Source organism: Burkholderia sp. Bp9015, assembly GCF_003853505.1.
GTDB lineage: Bacteria > Pseudomonadota > Gammaproteobacteria > Burkholderiales > Burkholderiaceae > Burkholderia.
Genome location: NZ_QTPZ01000041.1, coordinates 62351 through 74539 on the forward strand (window position 1 = coordinate 62351; position 12189 = coordinate 74539).

The following is a 12189-nucleotide window of genomic DNA, read 5'->3' on the forward strand; positions in this document are numbered from 1 at the left end:
CGTTTTCCTTATCATTTCCAACCGGATCATCCCGTCATGAAAACCACTGCATTCCTCCGCGGCGCACTCGTCGCTCTCGGCTTCGTCGTCGCCCAGGCCGCACACGCGCACGCGCACCCGAAAACCCTGGAACCGGCCGCCGACGCCACGCTGTCGAGCGCGCCGCACGCGGTCACGATCGACTTCAGCGAAACGCTCGAACCCGCATTCAGTTCGATCGCCGTCACCGACAGCCACGGACGGTCGGTCGCCGACGGGAAATCCGCGGTCGACGCCGGCAACCGGAAGCGGATGCATGTCGCACTGGCGAACCTGACGCCCGGCACGTACACGGTCGCGTGGGTCGCGGTGGCGAGCGACGGCCATCGCACGCAGGGCCGCTACGCGTTCACGCTGAAGTAACGCACACGCTGCCCGCTTCCCTACCCGATCAGGAACACCAACAATGAAACCCTCGATTCCGACCAGCCTGCTGTTCGCCCTGCTGGCGCTGCAGGCGCCCGCCACGTTCGCCGCGTCGGCCGTCCAGGCCGATGCATGCTGGATCCGCACGATGCCGGCGACGGTGCCGTCATCCGGCTATTTCACGCTGAAGAACGACGGCGACAAGCCCGTCACGCTCACTGGCATCGATACGCCCGCGTTCGGGATGGCGATGATGCACGAAACGCAGACGGCCGGCAGTACCGCGAAGATGGTTCACGTCGAAGCGGTCGACGTGCCCGCGCACGGCACGGTGACGTTCAGGCCGAAGGGCTATCACGTGATGCTCGAGGAGCCGCGCCAGCCCGTCGCGCCCGGCGCGAAGGTGCCGTTGCGGCTGCATTTCGCCGACGGCGCGACGGCGTCCGTGACCTGCGACGCGAAGGCGCCGTCCTACATCGGCCAGTAACGCCGCCTGCGCAACGACCGAAGGAGATGCACATGAGCAAGGAACGCCTGCCGCTGGCCAACCTGATCGTCCGCTACCGGACGCCGCTGAATGTCGCCGTGCTGATCGTCTGCGGGTTATGGGCGGGGTGGATCGCATGGATGACGCGGCCGTCCGCGATCGATTCGCCGTCGTCGATCGCCGCCTACTGCGTGCGCGGCGCGCGTTGACGCCGTGTGTCGGGGTGAACCGCGCCGCCGTGGCATCATGCACGGATTCACCCCGACCGCAGAACCCGCCTTTCGGAGCGCCGCATGTCCATTCAGACCTGGCTGCTGTTTGCCGCAGCCTATCTCGCCACCACGCTGTCGCCGGGCCCCAACGTGCTGCTCGTCATCCGCAACACGGTGCGCTACGGCTCGCGCGGCACCGCCGCGACGATCGCGGGCAACCTCGTCGCGCAAGGCGCGGTGGTCATGCTCGTCGCGTTCGGCGTCGGCGCCGTGCTGGCCGAGATGCCGCCGCTGTTCATCGCGATGAAGGTCGTCGGCGCCGCGTATCTGATCTATCTGGGCATCCGGCAACTGCGCGGCGGGCGCAACCCCCGTTCGCCGGACGGCAAGGCCGCGATCGTCGAGCCCGACCGCAGGAAACTGTTCCGCGAAGCGCTGTTCGTGTCGGGCAGCAATCCGAAGACGATGATCTTCCTGTCGGCATTCATGCCGCAGTTCATCGCGCACGATCGCCCGCTCGCGATGCAGTTCGTCGCGATGTACGCGACGATCGCCTGCACCGTCGTCATCGTGCACAGCGTCTATTCGTTCGGCGTGCGCCGGCTCCATCGCGGCATCGGCATCAGCCCGTGGGTACGCGCGGCCAAGCGCGCGAGCGGGCTGCTGTTCGTCGGGCTCGGGATCAAGCTGCTGACCGCGCGGCAGGCGTAAGCATCCGCACGGCGACGGCCCGCGCCGCGGCGCGGGCGGAATCGTCAGCCCTTCGATTCGGCCAGCGCTGCCGCAATCTCGCCGAACGACGGCCGCGCGTCGATATCTTCGTTCAGGCACGCGGCCGCCAGCGCGTCGAGTGCGTGCGAGCCTTCCCACGCAGGCGGCTCGCAGCGCGCCAGCAACTCGCCGAGCAGATGACCGAACGCCCTGACCTCCAGCCGTTCGAGCCGCGCCGCGCGCTCGCGGTCGTTCACGTCGTAGACCGACGCCGCGCCGAAATCGCCGAGCAGCGCGCCGCCCTTGCCGTCGTGCAGGATGTTGTGCGCGTACAGGTCGCCGTGCATGATGCCGCGCGCGTGCAGATGCGCGGCGACCGACGCGATGCCGAGCGCGATCCGCGGCGCGTCGGCCGGCGCGAATCGCGCATCGGCCGCATACACGTCGCGCGTGCAGGACGCGAAGCTCGGCGGCCCGGCGAGGTTGGTCAGCGCCGGATCGACCAGCGCCATCACGAGGCCGTGCGTGCCGTCCGGATGACCGCGCACCTTGCCGATCACCGGAATCATGTTCGGATGGCGCCCGGCGTGCAGGCAGGCGGCCATTTCGCAATCGGGCAGGCCGTCGCTCGTCACCGCGCCCTTGAACAGCTTGACCGCGACCGCTCGCGGCACGGCGCCGTCCACACGCCATTGCGCGCGGTAGATTACGCCCGACGCGCCTTCGCCGAGCTTCTCGTCGCAGGTCAGCGACCTCCAGTCGATGTCCGCGACGCCCGGCTCGGCCGAAGCCGCGGCTTCCGGCGCGGCGCCGAACGGATTGCCCGCCGACGCGAGCCACGCGAGGCGCGGCAGGCGCAACAGCCAGTCCGGCAGCGCGTCGAGCCGGTTCGCCGACAGCCGCACCAGCTCCAGCGCACGGCAGGCGGCCATTTCGGGCGGCAACGCACGCAGCCGGTTACCCGCGAGCATCAGCTTCTGCAGGCGCGCGCAATCGCCGATCTCGGCGGGCAGCGCGTCGATTTCGTTGTCGGTCAGGATCAGCCAGCGCAGCGCACGCGGCAGCGAGTCGCGCGGCACCGTGCGGATCCGGTTCGCCTTGAAGCCGATCATGTCGAGCTGCGCGCACGTGCCGAGCACTTCAGGAAATTCGGTGAAGCGATTGCCGGACGCGAACAGGATGCGCAGGCGATGCAGCCGCGACAGGTCGTCCGGCAGCGCGGACAGCGCATTGCCGGACAGGTCGAGCACTTCGAGCGTATCCGCCAGATCGAAGATCTCGCGCGGGAATTCGGTCAGCCCGCACGCAAGCTTCAGTTGCCGGGCGCCCGACAGCTGGCCGGCCTGCAGTTGTTCGAGGGTCGTCGTCACGGGGAGAAAACGGGTTGCGGTTGCGAGGATCGTCGGATCGATCCGGCGAATTTTACCGGGTTCCCCCTCGCCTGCCCCGCGATCGCGTCACACCCCCTTCACAAACGCGCAATGTGGCGCTAGAATTGCGCCCCTTGCAGTACTGAAGTGCCGACGTGGTGAAATTGGTAGACACGCTATCTTGAGGGGGTAGTGGCGAAAGCTGTGCGAGTTCGAGTCTCGCCGTCGGCACCAGATACGGTTTTTCCGTGTTTCGTGCATTTGCAGAACCCGCGACAGCGCATGGCTTCGCGGGTTTTTTGTTGTCCGCTGCGCAACGACCGAGGCAACCCCGGCCGGCGAGACTGCGCAAACGGCGGCCCGCATCCGCATGCGCCCTTTCGCATCCGCACCTCCCGGATACGATGAGCCGCACGCAAAACACGCATCAATGCTCGTCTGCCCGGTTCAGGAAAAAAAGCGGATATCGACCGTCCTCCAGACCCCTTCCGTGTTGAACGGGCTTCGTGCACGAGTCGCCGCACCGTGTCGATATCGCCCGCCTCATAGAGCAACAGGCCCCCGCTCACCGAGCTAGCGTGTCGGCAAGTCCTCCGCGAAATTGTCGAACACACGTTGCACCAAGGCATTGATTCTCAGCATCGTGGCAGACTGGGTTCTGCCCGCGAGCGTGACGATCCCGAAACAGGCCGAACCAGCCAGCGGCGGATCGAGCGGCACCGGATGCAACCTTCCCGCCCAAACCGCCTCGTCGAATACTGGCCGGCTGCCAAGAATGACGACATCGCTGACGGCTGCCGCCGCCTCCAGCTCGCCGAAATCGTCGCTCTGGAGCTTGATGCGATCCGCGATTGGATATCCGAGATGCTGCTGAAGATCGTCGAGCGCGTACTTCGACAGATGCGTGCAGCCGACCGGATACTTCAATAGATTCTCGGGCGATACGCCAGCCATGCCCGCGAGCGGATGCGCGTGACCGCAGAAGAATGCGGCCCGCCATCTCGGCAGCGGCACGATCTCGATTTCCGGCTGCTGCGTGAGCGACGCGATATCGCCAACGAACATGTCGATGCGCTCCGCCAGCAACATGCCGAGCAGGTCGGCAGTATTGCCTCGCTTGAGTACCACGCGTACTTGGGGCGCATTAACGGCCCCGAACGTCAGGATGGGTTGCCTGAGCAGCGCGGCTGGCGTCGCGCCCAGCCCGATGCAGAGATCGCCGAACTCCCCGCGCTCGAGCAGCGCGAGGTCGCGCCTGAGCTCCCGCACTTCGAAATCGATCCGGCGCGCCCGCTCGACGAATACCTTGCCGTGCGGCGTCAGCGTGATACGTTGCGCGCCGCGATCGAACAGCGAAATACCGAACTCCGCTTCGATCGACTGGATACTGCGTGACAGCGCGGATTGACTCAGGTGCACCTCCGCGCAAGCGCGACTGAAATTCTGGCACCGAGCGAGCGCGAGGACATGTTGCAGTTTGCGAAGGTTCATGTGAAATCAGGCGTTCACGGGCAGCGACCTGCCCACGTGCGGAAAGTATAGTCGCGCCCTTCGCCGCAACGGCTCGATCGTGGCGCCCGTGTGCCGTATCAGAACCGGTGATGAATGCCGACGCTCACGCCGACCTGACTCTTGCCAGGCTGGCCCACACTGGAAAAGCTGTTGACGCCGAACGCGCTCTCGCCGGAGTTCCAGACCGTGCCGACATGCGCATACAGAAACGTCGCCTTCGACAGCAGATACTCGCCTCCGCCGACCAACAGCGTCGGATGCCCCGGCGTGCTCTGGAACGCGTAGCGGCCGCCCAGCACGTACCATTGAATCGTCGGCGTCGCGAAACCCTTCGCACTGCCCCAGTAAGCCATGCCGCGCGGCGTCAACTGGAGGTCTCCGACCACGCGCGTGACGCCCGCGGCAACGGTCACGCCGCCCACCGTATAACGAAGCGCCGCGCTGTACCGCTCATCGACCCGCCCCGACGCATCGATGCCGCCTGCGCTCGCACCGCGACTCTGCTCGTAAAGCACGCGAGCGGCAAGCGCTCCCCGGTCATATTCGAGCGCCGCACCGACATACCGGCCGGCCAGGCCGTTGCCCGGAAGTTGTTGACCGAAGCCATATTCAGCCTCGACATTGAATCCGTAAAACGGCTGCGACTGGAACTTCACCGCATTGTTCAGCCTCAGCGTCGCCAGCGGGATCGCGTTCAGCGAAAGCGTCGAGTCGTTGGCGAAATACGTAGGATCATAGAGCACCGTCTTGTCGAACTGTACGCTGTATTGCCGCCCGAACGTCAGCCGGCCATAAGGCGATCGAAACCCGACGCTCGAAAGGCGGTTGAACAACGTGCCCGGCGTCACGAGGGTGCCCTTGCCGAGGTCGAAGCCGTTTTCGAGCTGAAAGATTGCACCGTAGCCCCCGCCGAGATCCTCGTCGCCCTTGATGCCGAAGCGGGACGGCAGAAACGCACTGCCCAGCATGCCAAGCGACGACTTCCCGTTCGATCCGGCGTTGGTCAAGCTCTGGATGCCGATATCCAGGATGCCGTACATGACCACCGAGCTCTGCGCGCGGGCGCCATCCGCCCCCGTCGCGCACGCAAGCGTCAACGCGGTCGTCGCCAGTCTCCTCACTGATTTTCTGTTTTTCATGTCGTCCCATCATTGATTGGATTGCGCTGCGATCCGGCTCCACGCATTCCCGCTCGTTACGGCATATCCATTTCGCATACCGAATCGTTGGAAAACCGATTTTCTTCATCGCATGCGCGGCACCGGAGCATGCGTCCGCGTGAATCTTCGAGACCGCGATGCATCGTATTCAGCTAAAAAATCACCATCCAATGAGATTCTTGTCGTCCGGCGATGCAAGAGTTGCATGCCCCTCCGATGACTGTGTGAGGAACGCACGAGCGGGCGCTTCGATCATGTCGGTCACGACCGACATGGCCATCCTCGTCAAAAAAAAGCGCGTATCAGTTTCATGACTGACACGCGCACAAGGAGACACGGCTCTGATGTGGATTGCGCGAACGACGCGTTGTGACCTTGGACTACCGCGGCGCACGACGATCAGGACATCCATTCGGCTAGACGGCGAGTCCCGGACAAATCGGCGTGGTTCCGACAGCACGGCATATCGATTCGTACCGGTCGCCATGCGACCGCGCAACGGGCTTCGTCATCGCGAACCCGGACGCGCCCGCCCGTTCATCGGGCAATCCGCCCGACGAGCGGGTCGATCCAGCGGCCGGCTATCCACACGTACGCGCCCGTTGCGATCGCGCAGAACCAGTAAAGCCCGATCCCGACGACGATCCCGACCGTCATCGGCGATTCGACCGGGAAGTGGCGTGTCAACACGGCCGGAGCGAACGCGACGGTCAGGATGAACGCAAAGTAGATGCCCAGCACGAGCACGCTCATGCCGATGCTCAGGCGTGTGCGACGCCGGACCAGACGGGCCACGTCGCGCGTGCGTGCGTCGACGCTTGCGTTCGCATCGGTGCTGCGCGCGACGACTGCCGGGTGATTGACGTTCGACATGGTTGCTCCAGTGATCAGTGAGTTTGGGGAGCGCTGATGCCGATTCCGGTCGCGCTGCGGAACATCTGCGCATCGAATCCCGCGCGCTCCGCCGCCGCACGAGCGGACGAGTCGGTAATCGATGCGAGCCATGCGACGCCGAACGCCAGCGTCATCGAGAACAGGGTCGGATTCGCGTACGAAAAGAGCGCGCTGTCGTGCTTCAGGATGCCCACCCAGATTGTCGGCCCGGTCACGAGCAGCCCGACCGACGACACCAACCCGACTATCCCGCCAGCCAGTACGCCGCGCGTCGTCAATCCTCGCCAGAACATCGACAGCATCAGGATCGGGAAGTTGGTGCTCGCCGAAATGGAGAACGCGAGCCCGACCAGGAAGCTGATGTTCAGGTTTTGCACGAGATGCGACAGCAGCAGCGCGGCCGCGACCAGTACGAACGTGGCCCGGCGCGATACCGCCAGTTCGCGTGCCGGATCGGCTTGCCCCCGGCACAGGATGCGCTTGTACAGATCGTGACCGACCGCCGATGCGCCCGAAATCGTGAGGCCCGCGACGACCGCCAGGATCGTTGCGAACGCAACTGCGGACATGATGCCGAGGAACACGTCGCCGCCGAAGTAATGGCTCAGATGCATCGCCGTCATGTTTCCGCCGCCGATCAGCGTGTGCGTGACCGGATCCAGGAAAGCGGGATTGCGGAGCACGAATACGATCGCACCCGCGCCGATCACGACGACCGCGGTATAGAACCACGCAATGAGCGCGGTTGCGTAGAACGCCGATTGCCGGGCCGCGGCGCCGTCACGCACGGTGAACAGGCGACTCAGGATATGCGGCAGGCCTACCATGCCGAAGATCAACGACATGCCGAGCGAAATCGCATCCACGGGATTCGTGACGAGCCGGCTCGGCGCCAGCACGGCCGAGCCGGCCGGATGAGACTGCACCACCGTGGCGATCAGCCGACTGGCGCTGAAGCCGGTCGCCTGCAGCACCTTGAACGCCAGATACGTACCGATCGCGACCATCAGCACCGCCTTGACGATCTGCACCCACGTGGTGGCCAGCATCCCGCCGATCAGCACGTACACGAGCACCAGTGCGCCAACCGCCAGCATCGCCACCATGTAAGGCACGCCGAACAGCAGCTGGATCAGCTTGCCGGCGCCGACCAGCTGGATGACGAGATAGAACAGCACGATCACCAGCGAATTCACGGCGGCAAGGCTCCGAACCGGACGCTCCGCGAGACGGAATGCGACGACATCGGCGAGCGTGAAGCGTCCGAGATTGCGTAGCGGTTCCGCGACGAGAAACAGCAGGATCGGCCAGCCGATCAGCGTGCCGACGCCGTAAATGATGGAGTCGTAGCCCGAGCCGGCCATCATGCCGACCGCACCGAGGAACGACGATGCGGACATGTAGTCGCCTGCGAGCGCGAAGCCGTTCTGCAACGGCGTGACACTTCCGCCGGCCGTATAGAACTGCGAAACCGAGCGGTTGCGACGCGATGCCCAGTACGTAATGCCGAGCGTCAACGCAACGAAGAGCAGAAACGGCGCAAGCGTATACCCGCTTGCGACGCGCTGCGCCGGTGCTTCGGCCGCACATGCCGCGCCCGTTGCGGCCGCGGCGCACACGCCTGCCGACAGCGAGGCCATCGTCCGCCGGGCGCGAAACGTTGCACGTTCCATGATGTTCTCCTCCATTTTTTATGAATGCTTCGGTCGCGCGACGCTTTCCGTCAAACGCCGAGACGGCGACGCACGACTTCGTCGAAAATCGCGACGCCGATCGGTGCCACGTCGTCGTTGAAGTCGTATTCGGGGTGATGGCACATGTGACCGCCCTGCCCGAGAAAGAAATAACAACCGGGCCGCGCCTCGAGAAAGCGCGCGACATCGTCACCCGCCATCAACGGTGCCACGTCGGTCAGCACGTTCGCGGCGCCGACCACGGTATCGGCAGCCGCCATGACACATCGCGCCGGAGCTTCCGCATTGATCGTGGCCGGCGTGCCGTGCGAAACGTCGAGATCGATCGCGCATCCGTGCGATAGCGCAACGCCGTCGCAGATCTCTCGCATGCGCCGATGCACGCGTTCGCGCGCCAGCGGCGACAGCGCGCGCGTGGTGCCTTGCAGCGACGCGCGATCGGGAATGACGTTCGCCGTCGCCCCCGCAACGAACTGGCAGATGCTCAGCACCGCGCTGTCGAGCGGATCGATCGCGCGGCTGACGACGGTCTGCAATGCGGTGACGAGCAACGCGCCGATGGCGATCGGATCGACGCTACGATGCGGCGTTCCGCCATGACTGCCGGTGCCGCGAATCTCGATCGAGAAAAAATCCACCGCGGCAAGCTGCGATCCGACGCGCACGCCGATCTTGCCCGGTTCGAGCTGCGGATGGTTGTGCAACCCATAGATTTCGTCGAACGGGAAACGCGCGAGCAACTGATCGTCGAGCATCGCCTGACTGCCTTTGACGATTTCCTCGGCCGGCTGGAATACCAGCACGACCCGCCCCTTGAACTGGCGATGGCCGGCCAGCAGCTTCGCCGCGCCGAGCAGGATCGCGGTGTGTCCATCGTGACCGCAGCCATGAAACAGTCCGTGATGGACCGAGCGATAAACCGGCCGGCCTTCCTCCTGGATCGGCAGCGCATCCATGTCGGCGCGCAACGCAATCGTGGGGCCCGGCCCGCCGTTACCGTCGATCACGCCCACCACGCCGGTGCGGCCGATTCCGGTATGCGTATCGATGCCGAACGAGCGCAGCAACTCCGCGACGAACGCTGCCGTGCCGGTTTCCTGAAACGCGATTTCCGGACGACTGTGAATCTGTCGACGCCACGCTTTCATGTCCTCGGACAGTGCGGCGACGGGTGTACTGATCTGCATGGAACGATTCCTCGGGGATTGCTGCCGCGCGGCAAGCGCGACGTGGCTGAACGAACCTGTCGAACAAGGCTCGACGTTCGCCCGATTCTAGAAATCGCAAAATATGCGGTCCAATGCAAAGTTTCGGTATTTCCTATGCAGAGAGCACATAGGCACGCGACGACACCGGCGGATTTGTCGGCCGCCATGCGCAGCGACCTCCGTGAGCGCAAATGCAGTCGCCAGATCAGATAGCCGCCGAATTGGTAGACACGCTACCTTGAGGGGGTAGCGGCGAAAGCTGTGCGGGTTCGAGTCTCGCCGTCGGCAGCGGAACACGGTTGCTCCGTGTTTCGGGCACGTTAAAAGAACCGCGACAGCGAAAGGCTTCGCGGTTTTTTATTGCATCGGCAAACCGGTCCGATGCGTGGACCGGCGCGTCATCGAAGAACGAGACGCGGCTGCCGGCTGGCGTCGCGCCGTCGATGCGCGAAACGGCGGCCCGGCAATGCGCGCCGACACGGCGTCGCAGACCGCGTCCGACGGGCGATCCGGTTGAATTGTTCGAGTGAATGGAATCAGATTGCGGGTTTCGGCTCGCGGACTGCCCGCCCGAGCGTGATGCGCCAGCATCCAGCCGCCGCCAGCGACAACCCGGTCGCAACGAAGATCGCGACGCGCACGCCTCCCCCCGGGGTCTGCGCGGTGCTCATCAGCGCGCCGAAGATCGCCACGCCGAATGCGGAGCCGCTTTGCCTGCTCGCATGGAGCACGCCAGCCGCGATGCCCGCACGGCTCTTCTCGACGGCGCCCATCATCGCGGCCGTGACGGCCGCCTGCAACGCCGGTTGGCGGCGGTAGCGGCTGTCGGCTGCGGAGCAATTGCTGCTTTCGCTTGCGCGTGTCGGTGTCGATTTATCCAATCCGCAGTTCGAACAGGCAATCAACGATTGCGTAGCCAACCTCCAGTCAGGCTGATCGGCCAATTTCCATGTACGGCCAAGAGCGACCATTCCACGATCACGCGTTTATACTCCCAGGCACAGCAATCTGCGTGATACGACAAGACCAAATGAAAACGAGAGAATTGTTGATCGCTTCGCTAGGAGCGTTGGTGTTGACTCAACCTTCACCATCCTTCTCGCAAAACATCAACGGGAAAAATCTCTATATACAAAGATGCGCGATGTGCCATGGCGCAGATATCACGGGCACCGGGCCATTGGCCAAGAAAAGCAATCCTGCCACGCCTGACCTCACAACTGCTGCGTTCAAAAAGCGACTCCATGATTATCCAGGCGTCATTGTTTCATCGGTAATACTTCGTCCGAACGGGGACCTGATTCCGAGAACTTTGAGGGAAAACGGCGTAAAGCTTGCGCCGCACTCCTGGACCGTTCAGGATTTTCGCGATCTGAATAACTACATGAGTGACGTGATTTCCAAAAGCCGATGATTCCGTGTTGACCGTCTGACCGCGATGGGTCGAGTACTGTCGGATTCGGAAGCATCATCGGCAGAGCGCATTGCCGGCTCATCGTCGGGGCCGGGTTCGGCCCAGACCGTGTCAAAACGTGCATGGGGCTACCGTTGTTCCTCTTCTGATCTGAACTGAAAATGTTGCCACTCTACAAGTTTGTCCTCGGCCCAATTCTGGTGATACAGGCACGCAGGCTAAGGCGAACGGCGCTACGCCTACCGGAAGCAGCAGGGCCTCGTTGCGGCAGGGAAGGCTCGCGAGAGGCCCTGCAACCGGCCTTGCGAATTCTGGTTGTCGGTGACTCGTCGGCGGCAGGAGTGGGGGTCGACGATCAGGTACAGGCATTAGCGCAACCGGTCGCCAAAATGCTGGCTATCAAACTGGGCAGGCCCGTTACATGGCAACTGGTGGCAAAGTCGGGTGTCAACACTGAAGAGTCTCTAGCGCTATTAAGGCAGAGCGAATTACAGCCGGCGGACTTTCTCGTGACCGCATTGGGTACTAACGATGTAACGTCGCAACGTTCGCCACGCCAGTTCCTGCAAGACTATCGGCGACTGGTTGAAGAAGTCCGCCGTCGCACCGGCGCATTCGGTCTGGTAGCAACAGGGCTACCGCCATTGCGAATTCTGCCAGCGGCGCAGCACCCGCTGCGCTGGTACCTGGGCCGATATGCCGCGTCTCTGGACCGCACGCTGCGGCGGTGGATTAGCCAGGACGCTGCCGCGCGCTATATATCGCTTGATTGGGCAGCAAAGCCGCTCGAGATGGCCCGTGATCGATTTCACCCCGGGGCTGGGCAATATCGCTGTTGGGCTGAGCTCGTCAGCGAGCAGATCGTGGATTTACTGGTTGAGGATTCTGGGCCAGTGGTCGATCTGGGCATGTGCAACGTAAAGCTTGAACGTCCGCTGTAGAGGAAAGCGACTGGCTGAATCCGCCGTCGGCTACGGCCGACCGCGTCGGGCGGCAGTCGGCCAAGAAGGGTCATTCGGTGTCAGATCGTAGATCGTCGACAACGAACAACATCTCTCCCGACGTTCACCGCAGGTAGCATGGTGAAATCCACGATATGCAAATCGACAGTAAGCACTCGAT

General features: G+C 63.8%; 13 protein-coding genes and 1 tRNA gene. 7 read left to right on the forward strand and 7 right to left on the reverse strand.

Going from position 1 to position 12189, the window contains the following annotated elements; all coding sequences use genetic code 11:
• Positions 1-36: 36 nt before the first annotated feature.
• The 4 genes from copC (at position 37) to DIE12_RS31915 (ending at position 1815) form a co-directional block, all read left to right on the forward strand.
• Entirely contained in the window at positions 37-402 is a 366-nt protein-coding gene (copC, locus tag DIE12_RS31905; protein WP_124523295.1) for a copper homeostasis periplasmic binding protein CopC, read from the forward strand.
• Between the two features lie 43 nt (positions 403-445).
• Positions 446-892 (forward strand): copper chaperone PCu(A)C, encoded by a 447-nt coding sequence (locus DIE12_RS31910; RefSeq protein ID WP_124523297.1) that lies wholly within the window; start codon positions 446-448, stop codon positions 890-892.
• A gap of 32 nt (positions 893-924) precedes the next feature.
• On the forward strand, positions 925-1101 hold the full coding sequence (locus DIE12_RS38275; RefSeq protein WP_185500404.1) for a hypothetical protein: 177 nt from the start codon (positions 925-927) through the stop codon (positions 1099-1101).
• Positions 1102-1185: 84 nt separating this feature from the next.
• Positions 1186-1815: a LysE family translocator gene (locus DIE12_RS31915; protein WP_124523298.1), complete on the forward strand. Its 630-nt coding sequence runs from the start codon at positions 1186-1188 to the stop codon at positions 1813-1815.
• 44 nt (positions 1816-1859) lie between these two features.
• Here DIE12_RS31915 and DIE12_RS31920 read toward each other — a convergent pair whose 3' ends face one another.
• Complete coding sequence (locus DIE12_RS31920) at positions 1860-3185, reverse strand: leucine-rich repeat-containing protein kinase family protein (protein ID WP_124523300.1); 1326 nt, start codon at positions 3183-3185, stop codon at positions 1860-1862.
• 149 nt (positions 3186-3334) lie between these two features.
• On the opposite strand from DIE12_RS31920, the gene DIE12_RS31925 reads away from it, so the two are divergent.
• A tRNA-Leu gene (locus DIE12_RS31925) sits at positions 3335-3419 on the forward strand.
• A gap of 339 nt (positions 3420-3758) precedes the next feature.
• Here DIE12_RS31925 and DIE12_RS31930 read toward each other — a convergent pair.
• The 6 genes from DIE12_RS31930 to DIE12_RS38280 all read right to left on the reverse strand — a co-directional run bounded on the left by DIE12_RS31930 (position 3759) and on the right by DIE12_RS38280 (position 10624).
• A complete protein-coding gene (locus tag DIE12_RS31930; RefSeq protein WP_124523302.1) occupies positions 3759-4676 on the reverse strand; it encodes a LysR family transcriptional regulator in 918 nt (305 codons plus the stop codon).
• Between the two features lie 98 nt (positions 4677-4774).
• Entirely contained in the window at positions 4775-5836 is a 1062-nt protein-coding gene (locus DIE12_RS31935) for a porin (protein ID WP_124523304.1), read from the reverse strand.
• A 558-nt stretch (positions 5837-6394) separates the two neighbouring features.
• Positions 6395-6730, reverse strand: a complete 336-nt coding sequence (locus tag DIE12_RS31940; protein WP_185500405.1) for a DUF485 domain-containing protein — start codon at positions 6728-6730, stop codon at positions 6395-6397.
• A gap of 14 nt (positions 6731-6744) precedes the next feature.
• Positions 6745-8424 (reverse strand): sodium:solute symporter family transporter, encoded by a 1680-nt coding sequence (locus DIE12_RS31945; protein WP_260426267.1) that lies wholly within the window; start codon positions 8422-8424, stop codon positions 6745-6747.
• 50 nt (positions 8425-8474) lie between these two features.
• A complete protein-coding gene (locus DIE12_RS31950) occupies positions 8475-9632 on the reverse strand; it encodes a M20 aminoacylase family protein (RefSeq protein ID WP_124523308.1) in 1158 nt (385 codons plus the stop codon).
• Positions 9633-10189: 557 nt separating this feature from the next.
• Positions 10190-10624, reverse strand: a complete 435-nt coding sequence (locus DIE12_RS38280; protein ID WP_185640898.1) for a hypothetical protein — start codon at positions 10622-10624, stop codon at positions 10190-10192.
• A gap of 59 nt (positions 10625-10683) precedes the next feature.
• Here DIE12_RS38280 and DIE12_RS31960 point away from each other — a divergent pair, with 59 nt between their 5' ends.
• Positions 10684-11067, forward strand: coding sequence for a cytochrome c (locus DIE12_RS31960; protein WP_124523310.1), 384 nt, complete (start codon positions 10684-10686; stop codon positions 11065-11067).
• Between the two features lie 302 nt (positions 11068-11369).
• On the forward strand, positions 11370-12008 hold the full coding sequence (locus DIE12_RS31965; protein WP_260426268.1) for an SGNH/GDSL hydrolase family protein: 639 nt from the start codon (positions 11370-11372) through the stop codon (positions 12006-12008).
• Positions 12009-12189: the final 181 nt, after the last annotated feature.

What these genes read in the sequence shown, in the direction of transcription:
- DIE12_RS38275 (WP_185500404.1), top strand. Translation starts at nt 925, where the DNA reads ATGAGCAAGGAACGCCTGCCGCTGGCCAACCTGATCGTCCGCTACCGG.
- DIE12_RS31950 (WP_124523308.1), bottom strand. Translation starts at nt 9,632, where the DNA reads ATGCAGATCAGTACACCCGTCGCCGCACTGTCCGAGGACATGAAAGCG.
- DIE12_RS31940 (WP_185500405.1), bottom strand. Translation starts at nt 6,730, where the DNA reads ATGTCGAACGTCAATCACCCGGCAGTCGTCGCGCGCAGCACCGATGCG.
- DIE12_RS31915 (WP_124523298.1), top strand. Translation starts at nt 1,186, where the DNA reads ATGTCCATTCAGACCTGGCTGCTGTTTGCCGCAGCCTATCTCGCCACC.
- DIE12_RS38280 (WP_185640898.1), bottom strand. Translation starts at nt 10,624, where the DNA reads ATGGTCGCTCTTGGCCGTACATGGAAATTGGCCGATCAGCCTGACTGG.
- copC (WP_124523295.1), top strand. Translation starts at nt 37, where the DNA reads ATGAAAACCACTGCATTCCTCCGCGGCGCACTCGTCGCTCTCGGCTTC.
- DIE12_RS31935 (WP_124523304.1), bottom strand. Translation starts at nt 5,836, where the DNA reads ATGAAAAACAGAAAATCAGTGAGGAGACTGGCGACGACCGCGTTGACG.
- DIE12_RS31945 (WP_260426267.1), bottom strand. Translation starts at nt 8,424, where the DNA reads ATGGAACGTGCAACGTTTCGCGCCCGGCGGACGATGGCCTCGCTGTCG.
- DIE12_RS31910 (WP_124523297.1), top strand. Translation starts at nt 446, where the DNA reads ATGAAACCCTCGATTCCGACCAGCCTGCTGTTCGCCCTGCTGGCGCTG.
- DIE12_RS31930 (WP_124523302.1), bottom strand. Translation starts at nt 4,676, where the DNA reads ATGAACCTTCGCAAACTGCAACATGTCCTCGCGCTCGCTCGGTGCCAG.
- DIE12_RS31960 (WP_124523310.1), top strand. Translation starts at nt 10,684, where the DNA reads ATGAAAACGAGAGAATTGTTGATCGCTTCGCTAGGAGCGTTGGTGTTG.